20 protein-coding genes are annotated in these 22,254 nt (G+C 74.6%); 14 read left to right on the top strand and 6 right to left on the bottom strand.

Annotation, left to right across the window (positions count from 1 at the left end):
• Positions 1 to 29: 29 nt before the first annotated feature.
• From NRO40_RS23865 to NRO40_RS23825, 9 genes are all read left to right on the top strand, one after another.
• A complete protein-coding gene (locus NRO40_RS23865; protein WP_058944104.1) occupies positions 30 to 209 on the top strand; it encodes a hypothetical protein in 180 nt (59 codons plus the stop codon).
• Positions 206 to 907: a phosphoadenylyl-sulfate reductase gene (locus NRO40_RS23860; protein ID WP_058944103.1), complete on the top strand. Its 702-nt coding sequence runs from the start codon at positions 206 to 208 to the stop codon at positions 905 to 907. The genes NRO40_RS23865 and NRO40_RS23860 overlap by 4 nt, the downstream gene beginning before the upstream one ends.
• A complete protein-coding gene (gene cysC / locus NRO40_RS23855) occupies positions 907 to 1,464 on the top strand; it encodes an adenylyl-sulfate kinase (protein WP_198549426.1) in 558 nt (185 codons plus the stop codon). Before NRO40_RS23860 ends, cysC begins: the two co-directional genes overlap by 1 nt.
• 91 nt (positions 1,465 to 1,555) lie before the next feature.
• Positions 1,556 to 2,494, top strand: a complete 939-nt coding sequence (gene cysD, locus NRO40_RS23850; protein ID WP_058944101.1) for a sulfate adenylyltransferase subunit CysD — start codon at positions 1,556 to 1,558, stop codon at positions 2,492 to 2,494.
• Positions 2,495 to 2,496: 2 nt separating this feature from the next.
• A complete protein-coding gene (locus NRO40_RS23845; protein WP_058944100.1) occupies positions 2,497 to 3,828 on the top strand; it encodes a sulfate adenylyltransferase subunit 1 in 1,332 nt (443 codons plus the stop codon).
• Positions 3,829 to 4,026: 198 nt separating this feature from the next.
• Positions 4,027 to 5,136, top strand: coding sequence for an aliphatic sulfonate ABC transporter substrate-binding protein (locus tag NRO40_RS23840; protein WP_058944118.1), 1,110 nt, complete (start codon positions 4,027 to 4,029; stop codon positions 5,134 to 5,136).
• Positions 5,137 to 5,176: 40 nt separating this feature from the next.
• Positions 5,177 to 5,968: an ABC transporter ATP-binding protein gene (locus tag NRO40_RS23835; protein WP_058944098.1), complete on the top strand. Its 792-nt coding sequence runs from the start codon at positions 5,177 to 5,179 to the stop codon at positions 5,966 to 5,968.
• Entirely contained in the window at positions 5,955 to 6,851 is an 897-nt protein-coding gene (locus NRO40_RS23830) for an ABC transporter permease (RefSeq protein WP_058944097.1), read from the top strand. The genes NRO40_RS23835 and NRO40_RS23830 overlap by 14 nt, the downstream gene beginning before the upstream one ends.
• Positions 6,852 to 6,855: 4 nt before the next feature.
• On the top strand, positions 6,856 to 7,596 hold the full coding sequence (locus NRO40_RS23825) for a sirohydrochlorin chelatase (protein WP_058944096.1): 741 nt from the start codon (positions 6,856 to 6,858) through the stop codon (positions 7,594 to 7,596).
• A gap of 25 nt (positions 7,597 to 7,621) precedes the next feature.
• Here NRO40_RS23825 and NRO40_RS23820 read toward each other — a convergent pair whose 3' ends face one another.
• On the bottom strand, positions 7,622 to 8,185 hold the full coding sequence (locus NRO40_RS23820) for a DUF1697 domain-containing protein (RefSeq protein ID WP_058944095.1): 564 nt from the start codon (positions 8,183 to 8,185) through the stop codon (positions 7,622 to 7,624).
• 139 nt (positions 8,186 to 8,324) lie between these two features.
• Here NRO40_RS23820 and NRO40_RS23815 point away from each other — a divergent pair, with 139 nt between their 5' ends.
• Together NRO40_RS23815 and NRO40_RS23810 are read left to right on the top strand one after the other, a co-directional pair.
• Positions 8,325 to 9,182, top strand: a complete 858-nt coding sequence (locus NRO40_RS23815) for a phosphotransferase enzyme family protein (RefSeq protein ID WP_058944094.1) — start codon at positions 8,325 to 8,327, stop codon at positions 9,180 to 9,182.
• 31 nt (positions 9,183 to 9,213) lie between these two features.
• Entirely contained in the window at positions 9,214 to 10,068 is an 855-nt protein-coding gene (locus NRO40_RS23810; protein WP_232791195.1) for an alpha/beta fold hydrolase, read from the top strand.
• Between the two features lie 160 nt (positions 10,069 to 10,228).
• Here NRO40_RS23810 and NRO40_RS23805 read toward each other — a convergent pair whose 3' ends face one another.
• Together NRO40_RS23805 and NRO40_RS23800 are read right to left on the bottom strand one after the other, a co-directional pair.
• Entirely contained in the window at positions 10,229 to 10,975 is a 747-nt protein-coding gene (locus NRO40_RS23805) for a 3'-5' exonuclease (RefSeq protein ID WP_058944092.1), read from the bottom strand.
• 241 nt (positions 10,976 to 11,216) lie between these two features.
• Positions 11,217 to 12,458, bottom strand: coding sequence for an SAV2148 family HEPN domain-containing protein (locus NRO40_RS23800; RefSeq protein WP_079047344.1), 1,242 nt, complete (start codon positions 12,456 to 12,458; stop codon positions 11,217 to 11,219).
• Between the two features lie 525 nt (positions 12,459 to 12,983).
• On the opposite strand from NRO40_RS23800, the gene glgX reads away from it, so the two are divergent.
• Together glgX and treY are read left to right on the top strand one after the other, a co-directional pair.
• Positions 12,984 to 15,134 carry a glycogen debranching protein GlgX gene (gene glgX, locus NRO40_RS23795; RefSeq protein WP_058942526.1) on the top strand — a complete coding sequence of 717 codons (2,151 nt, stop codon included), beginning with the start codon at positions 12,984 to 12,986 and terminating at the stop codon, positions 15,132 to 15,134.
• 89 nt (positions 15,135 to 15,223) lie between these two features.
• Positions 15,224 to 17,554, top strand: a complete 2,331-nt coding sequence (gene treY, locus NRO40_RS23790) for a malto-oligosyltrehalose synthase (protein WP_058942527.1) — start codon at positions 15,224 to 15,226, stop codon at positions 17,552 to 17,554.
• A gap of 192 nt (positions 17,555 to 17,746) precedes the next feature.
• Here the strand turns inward: treY and NRO40_RS23785 are convergent, their stop codons facing one another.
• Entirely contained in the window at positions 17,747 to 18,298 is a 552-nt protein-coding gene (locus tag NRO40_RS23785; protein ID WP_058942528.1) for a DUF1707 and FHA domain-containing protein, read from the bottom strand.
• 118 nt (positions 18,299 to 18,416) lie between these two features.
• On the opposite strand from NRO40_RS23785, the gene treZ reads away from it, so the two are divergent.
• Complete coding sequence (treZ, locus tag NRO40_RS23780) at positions 18,417 to 20,210, top strand: malto-oligosyltrehalose trehalohydrolase (protein ID WP_408057048.1); 1,794 nt, start codon at positions 18,417 to 18,419, stop codon at positions 20,208 to 20,210.
• A 164-nt stretch (positions 20,211 to 20,374) separates the two neighbouring features.
• Here treZ and NRO40_RS23775 read toward each other — a convergent pair whose 3' ends face one another.
• On the bottom strand, positions 20,375 to 21,247 hold the full coding sequence (locus tag NRO40_RS23775; protein WP_058942530.1) for a LysR family transcriptional regulator: 873 nt from the start codon (positions 21,245 to 21,247) through the stop codon (positions 20,375 to 20,377).
• Positions 21,248 to 21,555: 308 nt separating this feature from the next.
• Entirely contained in the window at positions 21,556 to 22,182 is a 627-nt protein-coding gene (locus tag NRO40_RS23770) for a nucleoside/nucleotide kinase family protein (RefSeq protein WP_058942531.1), read from the bottom strand.
• Positions 22,183 to 22,254: the final 72 nt, after the last annotated feature.

Raw genomic sequence — 22,254 nt, 5'->3', positions numbered from 1 at the left:
ACGACGCCGCCGCGCAACGGGGAGGCGCGGTGAGCGAGCGAGCGGCGCCCTTCCACTGCCCGTACTGCGGCGACGAGGACCTGCGCCCCGGCGAGCAGGGCCACGGCGCCTGGGAGTGCGCGGCCTGCAACCGGGCTTTCCAGCTGAAGTTCCTGGGCCTGCTGGCCCGGGGCCTGCAGCGCCACGACGGCGGAGGGGACCCCACGTGACCCTGACGGAGACCGACGACAAGCTCCGCGACCTGGCCGAGCGGGCCGGTCGCGAACTGGAGGACGCCCCGGCGCTCTCCATCCTGACCTGGGCCGCCGAGACCTTCGGCGAGCGCTTCTGCGTCACCTCCTCCATGGAGGACGCGGTCGTCGCCCACCTCGCCTCGCGTGCCTTCCCCGGCGTGAAGGTGGTGTTCCTGGACACCGGCTACCACTTCCCGGAGACCATCGGCACCCGTGACGCGGTCGACGCCGTGATGGACGTCGAGGTCATCACGCTGACGCCGCGGCAGACGGTGGCCGAGCAGGACGCCGAGTACGGGCCGCGGCTGTACGAGCGCGACCCCGACCTGTGCTGCGCGCTGCGCAAGGTGCGGCCGCTGGAACAGGGCCTGGCCGGGTACGACGCCTGGGCGACGGGCCTGCGCCGCGACGAGTCCGCGACCCGGGCGAACACCCCGGTGGTCGGCTGGGACGAGAAGCGCCGCAAGGTGAAGGTCTCGCCGATCGCCCGCTGGACGCAGGACGACGTGGACGCGTACGTCGCCGAGCACGGCGTCCTCACCAACCCGCTGCTGATGGACGGGTACGCCTCCGTCGGCTGCGCGCCCTGCACGCGCCGCGTGCTGGAGGGCGAGGACGCGCGCGCCGGCCGCTGGGCGGGCCGGGCGAAGACCGAGTGCGGGCTGCACGGCTGATGACGACTGTGGGAGAAGAGAACGTGACTGGGGCCACCATCTGGCTCACCGGGCTGCCGAGCGCCGGCAAGACCACGATCGCCTACGCGCTGGCGGAGCGGCTGCGCGCCGAGGGCCGGCGGGTCGAGGTGCTCGACGGCGACGAGGTCCGGGAGTTCCTCTCGGCGGGGCTGGGTTTCGGCCGCGCGGACCGGGACACCAACGTGCGGCGGATCGGCTTCGTCGCCGAGCTGCTCGCGTCGAACGGCGTGCAGGTCCTCGTACCCGTCATCGCCCCGTACGCCGACAGCCGCGAGGCCGTGCGCAAGCGCCACCGGCGGGAGGGCACCCCGTACGTCGAGGTGCATGTCGCCACGCCGGTGGAGGTGTGCTCGGAGCGGGACGTGAAGGGGCTGTACGCCCGGCAGGCCGCCGGCGAGATCAGCGGGCTGACCGGCGTCGACGACCCGTACGAGGAGCCGGAGAGCCCCGACCTGCGGATCGAGTCCCAGAACCAGACCGTGCAGGAGTCCGCCGCGGCGGTCCACGCGCTGCTCACCGAGAGGGGACTGCTGTGAGCGACGCGTGCGCGGCCGCCGAGCCGCAGACAGCAACGACGCCCGCACCTCCGCGCCACGCAGGCGGAGCAGCTCATGATGGGGATGCAGCATGACGACCACGGTCACCCACGTCCACGGAGACACCCACAGCCCGTTCGCGCTGTCGCACCTGGACTCGCTGGAGTCCGAGGCGGTGCACATCTTCCGCGAGGTGGCGGGTGAGTTCGAGCGGCCGGTGGTCCTCTTCTCCGGCGGCAAGGACTCCATCGTCATGCTGCACCTGGCGCTGAAGGCGTTCTGGCCCGCGCCGGTCCCGTTCTCGCTGCTGCACGTCGACACCGGGCACAACTTCCCCGAGGTCATCGAGTACCGCGACCGCACCGTCGAGAAGCACGGGCTGCGCCTGCACGTCGCCTCGGTGCAGGACTACATCGACCGTGGCGTCCTGCGCGAGCGGCCCGACGGAACCCGCAACCCCCTCCAGACCGTGCCGCTGACCGAGGCCATCCAGCAGCACCGCTTCGACGCGGTGTTCGGCGGCGGCCGGCGCGACGAGGAGAAGGCGCGCGCCAAGGAGCGGGTGTTCTCCCTGCGCGACGAGTTCTCCCAGTGGGACCCCCGCCGCCAGCGCCCCGAGCTGTGGCAGCTGTACAACGGCCGGCACGCGCCCGGTGAGCACGTGCGCGTGTTCCCCCTGTCGAACTGGACCGAGCTGGACGTGTGGCAGTACATCGAGCGCGAGGGCATCGAGCTGCCGGAGATCTACTTCGCGCACGAGCGCGAGGTGTTCTCCCGGTCCGGCATGTGGCTCACCGCCGGCGAGTGGGGCGGTCCGAAGGAGTCCGAGCCGGTGGAGAAGCGGATGATCCGCTACCGCACGGTCGGCGACATGTCCTGCACCGGCGCCGTCGACTCCGACGCCACCACGCTCCAAGCCGTGATCGCCGAGATCACCGCGTCCCGGCTGACCGAGCGGGGCGCCACCCGCGCCGACGACAAGCTGTCCGAGGCCGCGATGGAAGACCGCAAGCGCGAAGGGTACTTCTAGAGATGTCCACCACCGCCGCCGAGCCGCTCTCGGCCACCACCCTGCTGCGCTTCGCGACCGCGGGCTCCGTCGACGACGGCAAGTCCACCCTGGTGGGCCGGCTCCTGCACGACTCCAAGTCGGTCCTCGTCGACCAGCTGGAGGCCGTCGAGCACGCCTCCCGCTCCCGTGGCCAGGAGGCGCCCGACCTGGCGCTGCTCACCGACGGCCTGCGGGCCGAACGCGAGCAGGGCATCACCATCGACGTCGCCTACCGCTACTTCGCCACCCCTCGACGCCGGTTCATCCTCGCCGACACCCCCGGCCACGTGCAGTACACCCGCAACATGGTCACCGGGGCGTCGACGGCCGAGCTGACCGTGATCCTGGTGGACGCGCGCAACGGCGTGGTCGAGCAGACCCGCCGCCACGCGGCCATCGCCGCGCTGCTGCGCGTGCCGCACGTCGTCCTCGCCGTGAACAAGATGGACCTCGTCGGCTACGAGGAGGCGGTCTTCGCCCGGATCGCCGAGGACTTCACGGCGTACGCGACCGAGCTGGGCGTGCCGGAGGTCACCGCGATCCCCATCTCGGCGCTCGCCGGGGACAACGTCGTGGAGCCGTCCGCGACGATGGACTGGTACGGCGGCCCGACCGTGCTGGAGCACCTGGAGACCGTGCCCGCCAGCCACGACCTGACCGGCTGCCACGCCCGGCTGCCCGTGCAGTACGTGATCCGTCCGCAGACCCCGGAGCACCCGGACTACCGGGGGTACGCCGGGCAGATCGCCGCCGGCACGTTCCGGGTCGGGCAGGAGATCACCGTGCTGCCGTCGGGGCGCACGTCGCGGATCTCCGGCATCGACCTGCTCGGCGAGCCGGTGGACGTCGCCTGGACGCCGCAGTCGGTGACCCTCCTGCTGGAGGACGACATCGACGTCTCGCGCGGCGACCTCGTCGTGCCGACCGGGGACGCGCCGGCCACCAGCCAGGACGTCGAGGCGACCGTCTGCCACGTCGCCGACCGGCCTCTGACGGTGGGTCAGCGGGTGCTGCTGAAGCACACCACCCGCACGGTGAAGGCGATCGTCAAGGAGATCCCGTCCCGGCTCACGCTGGACGACCTCTCCCAGCACCCGGAGCCCGGCCGGCTGGTCGCCAACGACATCGGCACCGTCCGCGTCCGCACGGCCGAGCCGCTCGCGCTCGACGCGTACGCCGACTCGCGCCGCACCGGGTCCTTCCTGCTGATCGACCCCGCCGACGGCACCACCCTCGCGGCGGGCATGGCGGGCGAGTCGTTCGCCAGCGAGAAGGCCACCGTCACCGCCGACGACGACGGCTGGGACTTCTGATGACCGACGCGTACGGGACGTTCGCGAAGGAGGGCGGCCGCGTCGGCAGCGGCGGGCTCGGCGCGGGGACCGGAGGAGTCGCCCGATGTGCCGGCTGACGCCCGCGCGCACGCCGTGCGCCCCTCCGCCGTACCCGCGCCGCGACGCGCACCGCAGACGAAGATCCCGAAGTACCTGACCCGAGAGGGAAACCCACCCGTGCCTGCCTCCCGCACCACCTCGCTCCGCCGCCTCGCCGCCCTGGCCGCGGCCCTGCCGCTGCTGATCGGCGCGCTCGCCTCCTGCGGCTACGGCTCCCAGGCCGTCAGTGACGAGAAGAAGGTGGCGGCCGAGGGTGAGAAGCTCTCGGCGGACGAGGTGCGGCTCGGGTACTTCCCCAACCTCACTCACGCCACCGCCCTCGTGGGCGACCAGGAAGGCATCATCCAGAAGGAGCTGGGCGGCACGGAGCTGAAGGTGTCGACCTTCAACGCCGGCCCCTCCGAGATCGAGGCGCTCAACGCCGACTCGATCGACATCGGCTTCATCGGCCCCTCCCCCGCGATCAACGGCTACGTGAAGTCCGGGGGCAGGAACCTGCGGATCGTCGGGGGTTCCGCGTCCGGTGGCGTGAAGCTGGTCGTGAACCCGGCGAAGATCAAGACACTGGACGACCTCAAGGGCAAGCGGATCGCCACCCCGCAGCACGGCAACACGCAGGACGTCGCCTTCCTCAACTGGATCAAGGGACGCGGCTGGAAGGTCGACGCCCAGAGCGGCAAGGGCGACGTCCTCGTGGTCCGCACGGAGAACAAGGTGGCCCCGGACGCCTACAAGTCCGGGTCCATCGACGGCGCCTGGGTCCCGGAGCCGACCGCGTCGAAGCTGGTCAGCGAGGGCGCCAGGGTGCTTCTCGACGAGTCGACCCTGTGGCCGGACAAGAAGTTCGTCATCACGAACATCATCGTGTCGCAGAGGTTCCTCAAGGAGCACCCGGACGTCGTGGAGGCGGTGCTGCGCGGCGCGGTGAAGACCAACGCGTGGATCAACGCCAACCCGGAGAAGGCGAAGGACTCCGCCAACGCCAAGCTGAAGGCGCTCACCGGAAAGCCGCTCGGGGACAAGGTCATCGACCCGGCGTGGCCGTCGATCCAGTTCGTCGACGACCCGCTGGCCGCGACGCTGCGGGCCCAGGCGGACCACGCGGTCGCCGCCGGCCTCCTCGAGCAGCCGGACCTGAAGGGCATCTACGACCTCCGGCCGCTCAACAAGGTCCTCGTGGCCGCGGGCAAGCCCGCGGTCGCCGACGCCGGTCTCGGCGCCAAGTAGCCCGCCCACCACCCGTTCCCGTATCCAGGAGGTGACGACCATGGCCACGACCTTCGCCGCCAAGGCCGAGGACCGCGTCGCGGTGACCCACGCGGCTCGCATCGCGCACGTCTCGAAGACCTTTCCCGGACCCACCGGACGACAGCTCGTGCTCGACGACATCTCGCTCGACGTCGCCCCCGGCGAGTTCGTCACCCTCCTGGGCGCCTCGGGGTGCGGCAAGTCCACGCTGCTGAACCTGGTCGCGGGGCTCGACCGGCCGACCGCGGGGTCCATCGAGACCCCCGGCGGCCGGCCGTCCCTGATGTTCCAGGAGCACGCGCTGTTCCCGTGGCTGACCGCCGGCAAGAACATCGAGCTGGCGCTGCGGCTGCGCGGCGTGCCGAAGGGCGAGCGGCGCGGCGAGGCGGAGCGGCTGCTGGAGCTGGTGCGGCTGGGCGGCTCGTACGGCAAGCGGGTGCACGAGCTGTCCGGCGGCATGCGCCAGCGGGTGGCGCTGGCGCGGGCGCTGGCCCAGGACAGCGACCTGCTGCTGATGGACGAGCCGTTCGCCGCGCTCGACGCCATCACCCGGGACGTGCTGCACGACGAGCTGACGCGCATCTGGCGCGAGACGCGGCTGTCCGTCCTGTTCGTCACCCACAACGTGCGCGAGGCGGTGCGGCTGGCCGAGCGCGTGGTGCTGCTGTCCTCGCGGCCGGGGCGGATCGCCCGCGAGTGGCGCATCGACATCCCCCAGCCGCGCCGTATCGAGGACGCCGCCGTGGCGGAGCTGTCCGTCGAGATCACCGAAGAACTGCGTGGGGAGATCCGCCGCCATGGGCAGCACTGACACGACGACCGGTGCCACCGGCAAGGTGGACGACCTCGCCGGGCTCGAAGCCGGCCTGGACGCGCTCGACGCGGTGCAGGTGCGCCGCACACCGGTGCGCGAGGTCCTGGTCAGGAAGGTCCTGCCGCCGCTGGTAGCCGTCGCCCTGGTGCTGGCGGTGTGGCAGGTCCTGGTCTGGGCGCAGGTCACCGACGCCTACAAGCTCCCGCCGCCCGCGGCCGTCTGGGACAGCCTGGCCACGATGTGGCTGCAGGGCACGCTGCTGGACGTGCTGTGGACCAGCGTGTCGCGCGCGCTGCTCGGCTTCCTGATGGCGCTGGCGATCGGCACGCCGCTGGGGCTGCTGGTGGCGCGGGTGCGGTTCGTCCGCGCGGCGATCGGCCCGATCCTGTCCGGTCTGCAGTCGCTGCCGTCGGTGGCGTGGGTCGCCCCGGCCGTGCTGTGGCTGGGACTCAACGACTCGATGATGTACGCGGTGATCCTGCTCGGCGCGGTGCCGTCGATCGCGAACGGGCTGGTCGCGGGCGTCGACCAGGTGCCGCCGCTGTTCCTGCGGGCCGGCCGGACCCTCGGCGCGACCGGTCTGCGGGGTGCCTGGCACATCGTCATGCCGGCCGCCCTGCCCGGCTACCTGGCGGGTCTGAAGCAGGGGTGGGCGTTCTCGTGGCGCTCCCTGATGGCCGCCGAGATCATCGCCTCCTCCCCCGACCTCGGCCTGGGGCTGGGCCAGCTGCTGGAGAACGGCCGCAACAACATCGACATGCCCGGCATCTTCCTGGCGATCCTGCTGATCCTGCTCGTCGGCATCGCCGTCGACCTGCTCGTGTTCAGCCCGCTGGAGCGCACGGTGCTGCGCCGCCGCGGTCTGATGACCAAGGGCTGATCCGGTGCCGGCCGCTCCCGTCCTCCTCGTCGTCGCCCACGGCAGCCGCGACCCGCGGCACGCCGCGACCGTCCACGCCCTGGTGCGGGAGGCGGGCGCGCTGCGCCCCGGCGTCCGGGTGGAGACGGCGTTCCTCAACTTCACGGTGCCGTCGGTGCCGGCCGTGCTGGAACGGCTGGCGGCGGACGGCGAGCGCGACGTCGTGGTCCTGCCGCTCCTGCTGACCCGGGCCTTCCACGCCAAGGCCGACGTCCCGGCCGTGCTGCGGCAGGCCCCGCCGGCGCTGAGGATCCGGCAGGCCGCCGTCCTCGGACCGTCACCGCTGCTGATCGCGGCGGTGGAACGCCGGCTGTACGAGGCGGGGCTCACCCCCGCCGACAAGGGCTCGACCGGGGTCGTCCTGGCCTCGGCGGGCTCCACCGACCCGGAGGCGAACGCGGTGATCGCTGAAACGGCGCGGGAGCTGCGGCGCGCCGGTTGGTGCGCCGTGCGGCCCGCGTTCGCCTCCGCATCCCTCCCCCGCACCGAGGACGCCGTCCGGGCGCTGCGGTCGGAGGGCGTACGGCGGGTGGCGGTCGCCCCGTACGTGATCGCCCCGGGGCGCCTGCCGGACCGGATCGCCGCGGGCGCGACCGGGGCCGACGTCCTCGCGGACGTCCTCGGCCCGGCACCCGAACTCGCCCGCCTGCTGCTGCGCCGCTACGACACCGCCCGCCCGGCCCGCCCCCTGGCAGCCGTGGGCTGACCCGCCGCCCCGCCCCGGGCGGAGCTCAGGAGGTGGGCTCCGCGGTCAGGTCGGCGAGCTTGCGCACGGTGTTCCAGTTGCGGGTGGTGGCGACGATCCCGCGCAGCAGGGCGGGACGGGCGAGCGCGTCGGCCAGGGCGGACCGGCCGAGGCCCTCGGGGGTGTAGAGGTACAGGGCGCGGTCGCCGAGGCGGTACTCCTCGGGGAGGTGGGCGACCGGGTCGACGGCGGCGAACCGGTCGGGGGTCGCGGGGACGTTCAGGTAGGTGACGTGGAGCTGCCGGCCCTCCAGCCCGTCGGCGGGGAACGGGCAGTCGTCGACGATCGCCCGCAGGTACGGGGCGCCGCGCACGAGGCAGTCGACGGGGAAACCGAAGCGTTCCGCCAGGGCCTGTTCGAGCCGGGCGGCGAGCGTGTCCTCGTCGGCGCCCGGTCCGGCGGTGAAGACGGCGTTGCCGGACTGGAGGTGGGTCCGTACCTCACCGTGGCCGAGGTCCGTGAGGAGGGCGCGCAGGTCGGCCATGGGGACCTTCCTGGACCCGCCGACGTTGACCCCGCGCAGGAGCGCGGCGTATCGGGTGGTCGTCATGGCGGCCACCCTAGGGGGCGGCTCCGACACCGGGCGGTGCGAGACTGGCCGGCGGGCGCGGTGCGGTGGGCGGCGCGCCCGCGGGTGCGCGCCGGTGGGCGGCGCGCGGCAACGGGAGCGCGAGGGGCGAGGCGGCGGTATGGACGAGGCACGGGCGCGGGGGATCCTGGACGCGGCCGGGTACGCGGCGGGCGGGGGCGCGACGCTGCTGTCCCTGGGCGAGAACGCGGTGTTCGCGGTCGGCGGCCTGGTCGTGAAGGTGGGCCGTGACGCCGAGCTGCTGGACCGGGCGCGGCGTGAGGTGGCCGTCGCCTCGTGGCTGGCGGAGGCGGGCGTCCCGGCGGTGCGGGCGGCGGAGGCCGACGCGCTGCTGGTGGACGGCCACCCGGTGACCGTGTGGCACCGGCTGCCCGACGCGGTCCGTCCGGCCGAGCCCCGTGACCTCGCCCCGCTGCTGCGGTGGGTGCACGAGCTGCCGGCGCCGCCCTTCCCGCTGCCGCGCAGGGAGTTGCTCGGTGGGGTGGAGCGCTGGCTGCGGCTGGCCGGGGACGCGGTCGACCCGGAGGACGCCGCCTTCCTGCGGGAGCGGAGGGACGGGTTCGCCGCGGCGGCCGCCGGTCTCGTCCCGCGGCTCGCCCCGGGGCCGATCCACGGTGACGCGCTCCCCCGAAACGCGCACGTGGGCCCGGACGGTCCGGTCCTCGTCGACCTGGAGACGTTCTCGGCGGATCTGCGCGAGCACGACCTGGTGGTGCTCGCGCTGGCCCGCGACCGGTACGGACTGGACCCGGCGGCGTACGACGCGTTCACCGCCGCGTACGGCTGGGACGTGCGCGAGTGGGAGGGGTGCGCGGTGCTGCGCGGGGCGCGGGAGACGGCCAGTTGCGCCTGGGTGGCCCAGCACGCCCCGGTGAACCCGGCGGCGCTGGCCGAGTTCCGCCGCCGGGTGGCGTCGCTGCGGGACGGCGACCCCGAGGTGCGCTGGTACCCGTTCTGACGGAGTGACAGACTGACCGTCCCGAGGTGTGATGGCCGAGAGCGGAGGACTGTCGATGCGCGTCGAACTCACCGAGGTGGCCCTGGAGGTGGAGGTCCGGGAGGGCGGCGGCCGGGCCCCGGCGGTACTGCTGGTGCACGGCTTCCCGGACACGCACGCCTGCTGGCGCCACCAGGTGCCGGCGCTGGCCGCCGCCGGGTACCGCGTGATCGCCCCGGACCTGCGCGGCTTCGGCGGCTCGGACCGGCCCGCGGACACCGCGGCGTACGCCCCGGCCCGCTCGGCCGGTGACCTGCTGGAGCTGCTCGACCGGCTGGACGTCGGGCGGGTCCACCTGGTCGGGCACGACTGGGGGTCGGGGATCGTCCAGCGGCTGGCCATGACCGCGCCCGAGCGCGTGGCGAGCCTGTCGCTGCTGTCGGTGGGGCACCTGGGCGCCCTGTGGGACGCGGGGTGGGAGCAGCGCAGCCTGTCCTGGTACATGCTGCTGTTCCAGCACGCGGGTCTGGCCGAGGAGTGGCTGCTGCGGGACGGCGCCGCGAAGGCGCGGGAGTTCCTCGCGGAGCACCCGGACGCCGACGAGGTGCTGGCCCGGCTGGCCGAGCCGGGGGCGCTGACCGCGGCGCTCGCCGTCTACCGGGCGGGGCTGCCGCCGGAGGTGCTGTTCGGCCCCGAGGGGCCCCTGCCGCCGCTGCCGGGGCCGGTGCAGGGCCTGTGGAGCAGCCGCGACCGGTTCCTCACGGAGGCGTCGATGGCGGGCACGGGCAAGTACGTGGCGGGCCCGTGGCGGTACGAGCGGATCGAGGGCGCCGGGCACTGGCTGCAGCTGGACGCGGCCGAGCGGGTGAACGCCCTGCTGCTCGACTTCCTCGCCGAGCACTCCTGACCCGACCGGCTCCCGACCCGACGCGCTCCTGCTCCGACGGGCTCCTGCTCCGACGACTCCCGACCCTACGGGCTCCCGGCGCGCGCGTCCGGCGGGCGACCGGCGTCCGACGCGGCCGGCTCCCGGCGCGGCCGTCCGGCGGGCCGCCGGAGCGGTGCGGTCAGCCGGCGACCGGAGCGACGTCGGGTGCCGGCGACGCCGCGGGCCGCCGTAGCGGCCAGGCGGGGTCCACCACGGCGTCGGGGCTGCCCTGGCGGCGCAGGAACGCCTGGAAGTCCGTCGCCCACGCGGCGTACCACTCGACCTGGCGGGTGTGCAGCTCCGCCGGGGGCAGGCGCGCGACTCGGGCGTGCCGCTCGGCTATCGCGCAGGCCACCAGCACGGCGGCGAGCGCGTCGGCGGCCGCCTCGTGGGCGTCGTCGAGCACCACGCCGTACTCGGCGCAGACCGCTTCCAGGTTCCGCTTGCCGCGCCGGTAGCGGTCGACGGCGCGGTCGATGGTGTACGGGTCGACGACCGGGCCGATCGGCGCGCCGCCCAGCCGCTCGCTCAGCGAGGGCAGGCCGTGGCGGCGCAACTCGGCCGTCAGGAGCGTCAGGTCGAAGGCGGCGTTGTACGCGACGACCGGCACGCCCCGGATCCAGTACCCGGCCAGGGCGTCGGCGACCTCGTCGGCCACGTCGCGGGCGGGGCGGCCCCGGGCGGCGGCGTGCTCGCTGCTGATGCCGTGGATCGCCGACGCCTGGGCGGGGATGAGCACGCCGGGGTCGGCGAGCCACTCGCGGCGCGACCGGGTGACCCCGCCCCGCACCTCCACGACGGCGGCCGTGACGATCCGCGCCTCGAACGGCTCCGTGCCCGTCGTCTCCAGGTCGAAGCCGACCAGTGTCTCCCCGTGCCAGCCCATGCCGCACCTCCTTCACGGCGCCGCGGTCCGCGCGGCGTCCTCCCCCAGTGGGCCTTCACCCTCGCACGCGGCACTGACAACCCGGCCCGGGGAGCGGCCGGGGTGCGGCCCGGGAGGCTTCGGGGAACGGCCCGGGGCCCGGCCGGGGGGCGGGTACGGCGGGTGCCCGGACAGCGCCGGGCGGCGGGGGGCAGGACGGCGGGCGCCCGGGCTATGGCCGGGAGCGCCCGACAGCGCCGGGTCAGGAGACGGGGCGCGAATCCGCCCAGAACGACTCGAACTCCTCGCGGTACGTCTCGAACAGCCCGTGGTCGGCCTCGCCCGACGGGGTGACGAGGGGTCGGCGCGCCCCCCGCAGCACCAGCACGGGCGCCTCCATGCCGCGGGCGCGCCGCAGGTAGGACTGGACGATGCCGACGCCGTCGGGGCCGTCGCCGTCGACGAGGTAGGCGGTGAAGCGGGGCGTGTCGTCGAACACCTGGATCTCGAAGGCGCCCGGGTCGCGCAGCTTGGAGCGGACCCGCCGCATGTGCAGGATGTTCATCTCCACGGACCGGCTGAGCTCGCCCTTCCTGATGCCGAGCTCCCGCTCGCGCCGTTTGACGGCGCTGCTCGCCGGATTGAGGAACAGCAGCCGTATCCGGCACCCGGTCTCGGCGAGCCGGACGAGGCGCCGCCCGGAGAAGTTCTGCACGAGCAGGTTGAGACCTATGCCGATGGCGTCGACGCGCCGGGCCCCGCCGAAGAGGTCCTCGGCGGGCATCTGCCGCTGCAGGCGCACGCGGTCGGGGTGGACGGAGACCACGTCGGCGTACCGGTCCCCCACGAGGTCCTCGACGGCGTCGACGGGCAGCCGGTGCGCGGACGGCACGCCCGCGCCGCTGCCGAGGATCTCCAGGAGTCGGGCGGAGGCCCGCTCCGACTGGTCGAGCACGGTCCGCGACAGGGCCCGGTTGCGGGAGACGACGTTGCGGGTGACCTCCAGCTCGTCGAGGGCCAGCTCCAGCTCGCGGCGGTCGTCGAAGTACGGCTCGAAGCAGGGCCAGTGCTGGACCATCAGCTCGCGCAGCTGGGGCAGGGTGAGGAAGCTGAGGACGTTGTCGTCGGCGGGGTCCAGGAGGTAGCCCTTGCGGCGGGACACCTCACGGACGGCGACGGCCCGCTGCACCCACTCCTGCCCGGCGGGGCCGGCGGCGGCGACGACCCAGTCGTCGCCGTGCATCGGTTCGTAGATCGGCCGGAGGACGGCGGCCACCACGGCCCGCAGTCGCTGTTCGACCAGATTCAGCCAGATGTAGGCACGCCCGGCGCGCTGGGCGCGGGTGCGCACCTCGCTCCAGTCCTGGGCGTCCCACTCCAGCTCCGCGCCGATCTCCATGGGCCGGGCGAGTGAGACCGCGCCGGGCGGGACATCAGCGGAGTCAGTGGAGTCCCCTTCATGACCTGAGTCACCTGGGGGCAGCTCCAGCCCTCCCGAGCTCACCCGCGCACCGCCTTCTGCTTCCGAACGCCCGTCTCCAACGATCAAGGAAGGGTACTCCGGGAGGGGGAGGCGATGCAGCCGGATGCGCGTGGTTCTTTCCCAACCTCCATGCCGGAGGCGGTGGTTCCGGGGTGACGGGGTAGGAGGGGTGAGGTGATTCATAGTGGTGAGCCGCGCGCCCCGGGGCGCCGCCCCCGGCGGTCGGGCGGCGCGCGCGGCCGCGGCACGGGCGCCCCGGCCGGGGGGACACGGGGGTGCGCGCGGTTGACCGGGCCGGGCGGTCCGGCCGGCCGGACCGGGCCGCCGGGCGGGCGCGGGCGCCGTCCGGCACCGCCGCCGCGGCCGGCGGGGAGCCCGGGAAGGACGGTTTCCGGCCAGACCACCGCAACGAGCCGTATTCCCGGTCACCCGGTAGGACCGTCCGGCGTCCTAGGCGGGCGCGCGACTTTCGTGGAGGATCGGTCAGTGACCCCCATCAGCCGGAAGTGACCCCATCAGCCGGATCGGAATGGAAGAGTCTTATCTATGCAGGTCTGGCCGGGACAGGCGTATCCCCTCGGTGCCACCTACGACGGCGCCGGAACCAACTTCGCGGTCTTCTCGGAGGTCGCCGACCGCATCGAGCTGTGCCTCCTGCACGAGGACGGTTCGGAGACCGCGGTGGAGCTGCGCGAGAGCGACGCCTTCGTGCGGCACGCGTACCTGCCCGGGGTGATGCCGGGCCAGCGGTACGGCTTCCGCGTGCACGGGCCGTACGCGCCCGAGCAGGGCGCCCGGTGCAACTCCTCCAAGCTCCTGCTCGACCCGTACGCGCGCGCCATCGCCGGGTCCGTCGACTGGGGCGAGGCGGTGTACGGCTACCACTTCGGCAAGCCGGACTCCCGCAACGACCTGGACTCGGCGCCGCACACCATGTCGTCCGTCGTGGTCAACCCGTACTTCGACTGGGGCGACGACCGGCCGCCGCGCACGGACTACCACCGCACCGTGATCTACGAGGCGCACGTCAAGGGCCTGACCATGCTGCACCCGGCCCTCCCCAAGGAGCTGCGGGGCACGTACGCCGGGCTCGCCCACCCGGCGATCATCGAGCACCTGACGGAGCTGGGCGTCACGGCGATCGAGCTGATGCCGGTGCACCAGTTCGTCCAGGACCACCGGCTCGCGGACGCCGGCATGGCGAACTACTGGGGTTACAACACCATCGGCTTCTTCGCCCCGCACAACGCCTACGCCTCGTGGGGCGACCGCGGGCAGCAGGTGCTGGAGTTCAAGTCGGCCGTGCGCGCCCTGCACCAAGCGGGCATCGAGGTCATCCTGGACGTGGTGTACAACCACACCGCCGAGGGCAACCACCTGGGCCCGACGCTCTCCTTCCGCGGCCTGGACAACACCTCGTACTACCGGCTGGTGGAGGACGACCCGCGGTACTACATGGACACCACCGGCACCGGGAACTCGCTGCTCATGCGGTCCCCGCACGTCCTCCAGCTGATCATGGACTCGCTGCGGTACTGGGTGACGGAGATGCACGTCGACGGCTTCCGCTTCGACCTGGCGGCGACGCTGGCCCGCCAGTTCCACGAGGTGGACCGGCTGTCGTCGTTCTTCGACCTGGTGCAGCAGGACCCGGTGGTCAGTCAGGTGAAGCTGATCGCCGAGCCGTGGGACGTCGGCGAGGGCGGCTACCAGGTGGGCAACTTCCCGCCGCTGTGGACCGAGTGGAACGGCATGTACCGCGACACGGTCCGCGACCTGTGGCGGGGCGAGCCGCGCACCCTGGCCGAGTTCGCCTCCCGCCTCACCGGCTCATCCGACCTGTACCAGGACGACGGTCGGCGGCCGCTGGCCTCGGTGAACTTCGTGACCTGCCACGACGGTTTCACGCTGCGGGACCTCGTCTCGTACAACGAGAAGCACAACGACGCCAACGGTGAGGGCAACCGCGACGGGGAGAGCCACAACCGCTCGTGGAACTGCGGCGTCGAGGGCGGGACCGACGACGAGGAGGTGCGCGCGCTGCGGCTGCGGCAGATGCGCAACTTCATCGCCACGCTGATGCTCTCCCAGGGCGTGCCGATGCTCAGCCACGGTGACGAGTTCGGCCGCACCCAGCACGGCAACAACAACGCCTACTGCCAGGACAGCGAGCTGTCATGGGTGCACTGGCCGGAAGCGGAAGCGGACGCGGAGACGGAGACGGGGGAGGCGGCGGAGGCCCGGTCGCTGCTGGAGTTCACCCGGTCGATGGTGTGGCTACGCCGCGACCACCCTGTCTTCCGGCGCCGCCGCTTCTTCCACGGGCGGCCGGTGGAGGGCACCCACGACGACCTGTCGGACATCGCGTGGTTCGTGCCCGACGGGCGGGAGATGAAGGCGCGCGACTGGCAGGCCGCCCACGCCAAGGCCCTGACGGTCTTCCTCAACGGCCACGCCATCTCGGAGCCGGGGCCGCGCGGGGAGCGGATCTCCGACGACTCGTTCCTGCTGATGTTCAACGCCGCCGCCGAGGACCTGGAGTTCACGGTGCCCGTCAACCACGGCCGCCAGTGGCAGGTCGTCGTGGACACGGCCGTGCCGGAGGGCGTGCCGCCGGGCCAGGGCGACAAGGTGGCGGCGGGTGACCGGCTCACCGTGGTCGGCCGGAGCCTGACCGTCCTGCGCCGCCCGGCGTAGGGCCCCTGAGCCGAACGAGGGATCCGCCGAACGGGGTAGTCGGGCCGAGCGAGGGGAGACGCGCCGTGTCGGCGGGTACGTACGTTCGCATGACCTCCCACACGCCCCTCGCCACGTACCGGCTCCAGCTCCAGCCGGACTTCCCGTTCCGGGCGGCCGCCGGCGCGGTGCCCCACCTCGCCTCGCTCGGGGTCTCGCACCTGCACCTGTCACCGGTCCTGGAGGCGGTGCCCGGTTCGACGCACGGCTACGACGTGACCGACCACGGACGGGTCCGCGAGGAGCTCGGCGGCGAGGCGGGGCTGCGCGACCTCGCCCGCACCGCGCGGGACCACGGGCTGGGCCTGGTCGTCGACCTCGTGCCCAACCACATGGCGGCCGCACTGCCCCACAACCGGGCCCTGTGGGAGGTGCTGCGCGACGGACCCGCCTCGCCCTACGCCCGCTGGTTCGACATCGACTGGGAGGCGGGCGGCGGCCGGGTGCTGCTGCCGGTGCTGCCGCAGCGGATCGGCGAACTCACCGACGACCTGCGGGTCGACGCCGACGCGGAGGTGCTGCGGTGCGGCACGCAGGTCTTCCCGCTCCGACCGGGCACGGCCGGGCTTCCCCTGGCGGAACTGCTGGACGCCCAGTGGTACCGCCCGGCGTGGTGGCGGCTGGCCCGCACGGAGCTGAACTACCGGCGCTTCTTCACCATCTCCGACCTCATCGGGGTGCGCGTGGAGGACCCGGAGGTCTTCGAGGCCACCCACGCCAAGATCCTCGAACTGGTGCGGGACGGCGTCGTCGACGGCCTGCGCATCGACCACCCGGACGGGCTCGCCGACCCGGAGGCGTACCTGCGCACCCTGGAGGCGGCGACGGGCGGGGCCTGCTGGACGGTGGTGGAGAAGATCCTCACCGGCGACGAGCGGCTCCCTTCCTCCTGGCCGGTGGCGGGCACCACGGGGTACGACGCGCTGCGCCGGATCGACGGGCTGTTCGTGGACGGCGCAGGCGCCGAGGAACTGGCCGACGTGTACCGCAGGTTCGCCTCCCCGCCGGGCGACCGCGGCGGGTACTGGGAGGCGACGGCCCGCCGGGCCGCCTACCGGGTGGTCACGCACGAGCTGGCCGCCGAGGTGGCGTACCTGACGCGGACGGCGGAGCGGGTCTGCGCCGCCTACCCCGGGCTCCGCGACCACGCGCCGTGGGCGCTGCGGGCCGCGGTCCGCGAACTGCTCATCCGGGTGCCCGTCTACCGGCCCTACCCGCAGGGCGGCGCGGAGGAGGTGCTGACCGAGGGGGCGGCGCGGGCCGCGAAGGAGACGTTCACCGTGCCGGAGGAGGCGGCCGCCGTCGACGTCGTGCGGGAGCTGGCGCTGGGGCGGCTCGGCGACGGGCCCGACCAGCGGGCCTTCCGCGCGCGGTTCGCGCAGACGTCGTCCGCGCTGCGGGCGAAGTCGGTGGAGGACACGGCCTTCTACCGGTACGTGCCGCTGCTGTCGGCGAACGAGGTGGGCGGCGAGCCGGGCCGGCCGGCCGTGTCGCCGGAGGAGTTCCACGCGTACTGCGCCCGCCTCGCCCGCGACTGGCCGGCGACGGGGACGGTGCTGTCGACCCACGACACCAAGCGCAGCGCGGACGTGCGGGCCAGGATCGCGGTGCTGTCGCAGTGCCCGGGCCGGTGGGCGAAGCTCCTCGGGGACGTGGCGCGCGTGGCGGCGCCCGACGGGCAGCTCGCGTGGTCGGCGTGGCAGACCTCCCTGGGCCTGGGCCGGCCGGCGCGCGAGCGCCTGGAGGGCGCGCTGCTCAAGGCGGCGCGCGAGGCGGGGCTGCACACGGGCTGGACGGAGCAGGACGCGGTGTACGAGGAGGCCGTGGCCGCGTTCGTGACGGACGGCCCGGCGGGGCCTCCGCAGCACGCGGTGGCGGAGCTGGCGGCGGAGGTGGAGCCGCACGCGTGGGCGAACGTGCTGGGCGCTGCGCTGGTGCACCTGACGATGCCGGGCGTGCCGGACCTGTACCAGGGGACGGAGGCCGTCTACGAGGCGCTCGTCGACCCGGACAACCGCGCGCCGTTCACGCCGCCGCGCGCGGACCGCAAGACGGCCCTGACGCGGGCCGCGCTCGGGCTGCGGCGGCGCCACCCGGAGGTGTTCGGCCCGGAGGGGACGTACACGCCGCTGGCGGCCTCGGGCGAGGCCGCGGACCACTGCGTGGCGTTCGTCCGGTCGGACCGGGTGGTGACGGCGGTGACGCGGCTGTCGCTGCGGCTGGCGGAGCGGGGCGGCTGGGGCGACACGGCGCTGACGCTGCCGGAGGGCCGGTGGGCCGACGCCCTGGACGGCGGCCGGGTCCTCGACGGCGGGCGGCCCGTGCCGCTGGCGGAGCTGTTCGCCGAACGGCCGGTGGCCCTGCTGAGCCGTACGGAGTGACCGGCCGGGCGGATGACGACGGGTGACCGCTCCACCGGGCGCGGCGGGGCGGGCCCTTCGATGGGCGGAGACGGTGACCGCTCCACCGGGCGCGGCGGGGCGGGCCCTCCGATGGGCGGAGACGGTGACCGCTCCGCCGGGAGTGGCGGGGCGGCGGCTCCCGAGGGCGGGCCGGTGGCCGCTCCGTACGGCTCAGCGGGCGTCGAGGCGGAAGGCCATCCGGCCGAAGGAGACCATGTCGCCGGGCTGGACGACGACGGTGCCGGTGACGCGGCGGCCGTTGACGGTGGTGCCGTTGGTGGAGTTGAGGTCGCGCAGCATCCACAGTCCGCCCTGCAGACTGAGTTCGGCGTGCAGCCGGGACACCGTCTCGTGGCTGAGCCGCAGTCCGTTCACCGGGTCGCGGCCTATGCGCAGTGGGTACGGGCCCGGCTCCGGCAGGAGCAGCTTCGGCAGCCGCTCGGCCTGCCACGCCCGGCCGAGCCGGACCGAGAAGGCGGACATCCGCTCGACGGCGCCGAACAGCTTCCGCGACCAGCCCCCGGGGTGCTCGCGCAGGTCGTCGGTGAGGGCCGCCAGCTCCTCGGAGTGGCGGGCGACGAGGGCGAGCTCCATGCGGCGCAGGAACGTGTCGTGGGACAGCTTGCCCTGCACCGCGCCCTCGCGGAGCAGCTCCAGCGCGCCGTCCCGCTCGGCGTCCGACAGCCGGGCGGGATGCGTCTGGGACTCGAAAGGCGACGTCACAGAGGTGATTGTCGGTGTCGGGGCCCGGAGTGTCCAGACGGGTGTCCGCCGCGGGGTCCGATCGGCCAAGTGCCGTGCTTCCGGATCTCGATCCCGCCAGGATGGGGACGCGGTACCGATGGGCCGTCCGACGACGAGGGGATCGCCAGTGCTGTTCGAGGTGTGGGCGCCGAACGCGCGCGAGCGGGTGGAGCTGGAACTTGCGGGTGCCCGGCACCCGATGGAGCGCGACCCGGTCCGCGAGGGCTGGTGGACGACGCTGGTGGCCGGTGACGGCGGCGTCCCGGACGGGGCCCGGTACGGGTACGCGCTGGACGGCGGCCCCGTCCTGCCCGACCCGCGGTCGCGGCGCCAGCCGGACGGGCCGGACGGGCGCAGCGCGGTGGTCGACCACGGGACGTACGAGTGGCGCCACGAGCCGCCCCGGCGGGGACTGCGCGAGGCGGTCCTGTACGAACTGCACGTCGGGACGTACACCCCGCAGGGCACGTTGGACGCGGCGGCCGGGCGGCTGGAGCACCTGGTGCGGCTGGGCGTCACCCACGTGGAGCTGATGCCGCTGTGCCCGTTCCCCGGCCGGCACGGCTGGGGGTACGAGGGTGTGTCGCTATGGGCGGTGCACGAGCCGTACGGCGGGCCCGCGGCGCTCAAGCGGTTCGTGGACGCCGCGCACGGTCTGGGGCTCGGCGTGGTGCTGGACGTGGTCCACAACCACCTGGGCCCGTCCGGCAACCACCTGCCCGCCTTCGGTCCGTACTTCACGGAGACCCACCACACGCCGTGGGGCGCGGCGGTGAACCTGGACGCGCCGGGCTCGGACGAGGTGCGGGCGTTCCTGCTGGGCAGCGCGCTGTCCTGGCTGCGGGACTACCGCGTCGACGGGCTGCGGCTGGACGCGGTGCACGCCCTCGCCGACACGCGGGCGCTGACGTTCCTGGAGGAGCTGTCGGCCGCGGTCGACGAACTCGCGGCGGAGCAGGGCCGCGAGCACTTCCTGATCGCCGAGTCGGACCTGTGCGACCCGCGGACGACGACCCCGCGCGAGGCCGGCGGCCTGGGGTTGCACGCCCAGTGGAACGACGACTTCCACCACGCCCTGCACACCGCGCTGACGGGCGAGTCCCAGGGGTACTACGCCGACTTCGCGCGGCGACCGCTGGACGCGCTGGCGAAGACGCTGGGCCGGGTCTTCTTCCACGACGGGACGTACTCGACGTTCCGGGGCCGTACGCACGGCCGCCCGGTCGACGTGGCGACGGTGCCCGCGCACCGCTTCCTCGGCTACGCCCAGACCCACGACCAGGTGGGCAACCGGGCGCAGGGGGACCGGCTCTCGGCGTCCCTCTCCCCCGGCCTGCTGGCGTGCGCGGCGGCGCTCGTCCTCACCGGGCCGTTCACGCCGATGCTGTTCATGGGCGAGGAGTGGGGCGCGGGGACACCGTGGCAGTTCTTCACCGACCACACCGACCCGGAGCTGGCGGAGGCGGTCCGCACCGGGCGGCGGCGGGAGTTCGCGGCGCACGGCTGGAAGGAGGAGGACGTGCCCGACCCGCAGGAGCCGGCGACACGGGACCGCTCCTGCCTGGACTGGTCGGAGCCGGAGCGCGAGCCGCACGCCCGGCTGCTGGAGTGGCACACGCGGCTCATCGCCCTGCGGGCCGAGCTGCCGGACCTCACCGACCCGGACCTGGCGGCGATCCGCCTCGCGTACGACGAGGAGGCCCGCTGGATCGCGTACCGCCGCGGTGACGTGCGGGTGGCGGTGAACCTCGGCTCCGCGCCGGCCAGGATCGCGCTGGGCCAGGACGGCGTACGGGTGCTGGCCGCGTGGGAGCCGGTGGCGGAGCCGGAGGGCGAGGGCGGGACGCTGGTGGTGCCCCCGGAGTCGTGCGTGGTGCTCGCGGACCGCTGACGCGCGGTGGCGGCCGGCCGGCGGTGTGGTGGCGGCCGGCCGGCCGGTGGTGCTGGGCGGCCGGTGCCGGTGTCCTGGTCGGAGGCGGGGGCGGTCGGAGGCGGGGGCGGTCGGAGGCGGGGGCGGCGGATCGTCGGTGATCGGTGGCCGCCGGGGCCGGTCGGTCAGCGGGCGCGGGTGAGGCGGTCGGCCAGTTCGGCCGCGGGGCCCGCCGGGGCGGCGGCGCGCAGGAGCTCCACGCGGTGGACGAGCCGCGGTTCGACGAGGGGTACGGCGGTGGCGCCGGGGGCGGCCGGGACGGTCTCCGGCAGGAGCGCCAGTCCACGGCCGGCCGCGGCGAGCGCGGTGAGGGTGCGGACGTCGGTGCCGTCGTAGCGCAGCGCGGGCCGGAACCCGTACGTGCCGTGGGCGGCGCGGAGCCGGTCGAGCGGGATCCCCGCGGCCGGGGCGTCGATCCAGCGGGCGGCCGCGAGGTCACCGAGGCGCACACCCGACCGGTGGGCGAGCGGGTCCCCGGCGGGCAGGTGCAGGGCGAGGGGGGCCGTGGCGACGCGGGTGGCGGTGGGCTCGGCGGCCTCGGGCCCGTCGTCGGCCGGGTCACCCGGAACGTCGAGCCGGTCGACGAGGCCGAGGACGGCGGCCCCCGCGGCGAGGGCGGCGCGTACCGCCTCGCGGGGCAGGACCGTCAGGGTGACGCGGGCGGTGGCGGTGGGGAGCGCGGCGAGCAGCCGGGGGCCGACGGCGAGCGGCGAGGCGGCGACGGCCAGTTCGGCATCCGGCGCGGCGGCGAGCCGGGCGAGGTCCGCGCGCGCCGCGCCGAGGCGGAGCAGCAGCGGCACGGCGTGCTCCAGGAGCCGGGCGCCCGCCACGGTGGGGACGACGGGCCGGCGGGTCAGCAGGGGCAGGCCCAGGTCGCGTTCGAGGTCGGCGAGGTCCCGGGCGACCGCGGACCGGTCGCGGCCGAGCTCGTGGGCGGCCGCCGAGAAGGAGCCGAGCCGGGTCACCGTCACGAACGTGCGCAGCAGGTCGGGGTCCATGCCCTCAGTCTGGACGGTCCCGGCCGGCCACGGAGCCCCGACGGCCTCACCGGCCCCGCGGCCCGGCCCACCGGACCGACGGTTCTCGGCCCGGGGCCCGGAACAGGGGCTCGGCCGGCCGACAGCCGGCCGACGGGTCAGGCCCCCGGTCCGGCCCCCGGTCCGGGAGGGCCGGGCCGGGAGGGCCGGGCCGGGGAGAGAGGCCGGCCCGGTCGAGCCGGTCAGGTCGCGTCGGGTCCGGTCAGCGCGGGCCGGCGGCCGGGGAAGGGCGCGCCCGTCCACACCACGTCAGGTGAGGCGACGTCACATCACGCCAGGTGGACGACGAGGTCCGCTCGGTCGCGGCCCGCGGCGACCAGGCGCGCGTTCGCCTCGTCCGACTCCCGGACCCAGCGCTCCGCGCGGGCGCGGTCCTTGCCGTGGGCCACGTGTCGTTCGACGAGGCGGCGGACGCGGAGGCGGTCGTCGGTCTCCACGAACCACACCTCGTCCAGCAGCGCCCGTACCGGCGCCCACGCGGGGTCGTCGTGCAGCAGGTAGTTGCCCTCCGTGACGACGAGCGGGAGGTCGGGCGGGACCGGGACGCTGCCCGCGACGGGTTCCTCCAGGTCGCGGTCGAAGGCCGGCGCGTACACGGTGACGCCGGGCTCGGGAGCGCGCAGCCGGGCGAGCAGGGCCGCGTACCCGGCGGCGTCGAAGGTGTCGGGGGCGCCCTTGCGGGCGGCACGGCCGAGTCGTTCCAGTTCGGCCTGCGCGAGGTGGAAGCCGTCCATCGGCACGAGCGCGGCGAGCCCGTCGAGCCCGTCGACGAGGCGGGCGGCGAGGGTGGACTTCCCCGCGCCGGGCGCGCCGGCCAGACCGAGGATGCGGCGGGGCCCGGTGGAGGCCAGTTGTCGTGCGCGGGTGGTGAGTACGGCGAGTCGATGCGCGTCCATGGGGCCGATTGTCCCGTCTCTCGTCTGGTGGCTACCGATCGGTAGCCGGAAGGCTGCATTCCGTCCACCATG

The organism is Streptomyces changanensis (assembly GCF_024600715.1).
GTDB lineage: Bacteria > Actinomycetota > Actinomycetes > Streptomycetales > Streptomycetaceae > Streptomyces > Streptomyces changanensis.
The sequence above is the reverse complement of the archived record's forward strand: the minus strand, read 5'-3'. Positions and strand labels throughout refer to the sequence as shown.

What these genes read in the sequence shown, in the direction of transcription:
- cysC (WP_198549426.1), top strand. Translation starts at nt 907, where the DNA reads ATGACGACTGTGGGAGAAGAGAACGTGACTGGGGCCACCATCTGGCTC.
- cysD (WP_058944101.1), top strand. Translation starts at nt 1,556, where the DNA reads ATGACGACCACGGTCACCCACGTCCACGGAGACACCCACAGCCCGTTC.
- NRO40_RS23845 (WP_058944100.1), top strand. Translation starts at nt 2,497, where the DNA reads ATGTCCACCACCGCCGCCGAGCCGCTCTCGGCCACCACCCTGCTGCGC.
- NRO40_RS23835 (WP_058944098.1), top strand. Translation starts at nt 5,177, where the DNA reads ATGGCCACGACCTTCGCCGCCAAGGCCGAGGACCGCGTCGCGGTGACC.
- NRO40_RS23830 (WP_058944097.1), top strand. Translation starts at nt 5,955, where the DNA reads ATGGGCAGCACTGACACGACGACCGGTGCCACCGGCAAGGTGGACGAC.
- NRO40_RS23820 (WP_058944095.1), bottom strand. Translation starts at nt 8,185, where the DNA reads ATGACGACCACCCGATACGCCGCGCTCCTGCGCGGGGTCAACGTCGGC.
- NRO40_RS23815 (WP_058944094.1), top strand. Translation starts at nt 8,325, where the DNA reads ATGGACGAGGCACGGGCGCGGGGGATCCTGGACGCGGCCGGGTACGCG.
- NRO40_RS23810 (WP_232791195.1), top strand. Translation starts at nt 9,214, where the DNA reads ATGGCCGAGAGCGGAGGACTGTCGATGCGCGTCGAACTCACCGAGGTG.
- NRO40_RS23805 (WP_058944092.1), bottom strand. Translation starts at nt 10,975, where the DNA reads ATGGGCTGGCACGGGGAGACACTGGTCGGCTTCGACCTGGAGACGACG.
- glgX (WP_058942526.1), top strand. Translation starts at nt 12,984, where the DNA reads ATGCAGGTCTGGCCGGGACAGGCGTATCCCCTCGGTGCCACCTACGAC.
- treY (WP_058942527.1), top strand. Translation starts at nt 15,224, where the DNA reads ATGACCTCCCACACGCCCCTCGCCACGTACCGGCTCCAGCTCCAGCCG.
- treZ (WP_408057048.1), top strand. Translation starts at nt 18,417, where the DNA reads ATGGGCCGTCCGACGACGAGGGGATCGCCAGTGCTGTTCGAGGTGTGG.
- NRO40_RS23775 (WP_058942530.1), bottom strand. Translation starts at nt 21,247, where the DNA reads ATGGACCCCGACCTGCTGCGCACGTTCGTGACGGTGACCCGGCTCGGC.
- NRO40_RS23770 (WP_058942531.1), bottom strand. Translation starts at nt 22,182, where the DNA reads ATGGACGCGCATCGACTCGCCGTACTCACCACCCGCGCACGACAACTG.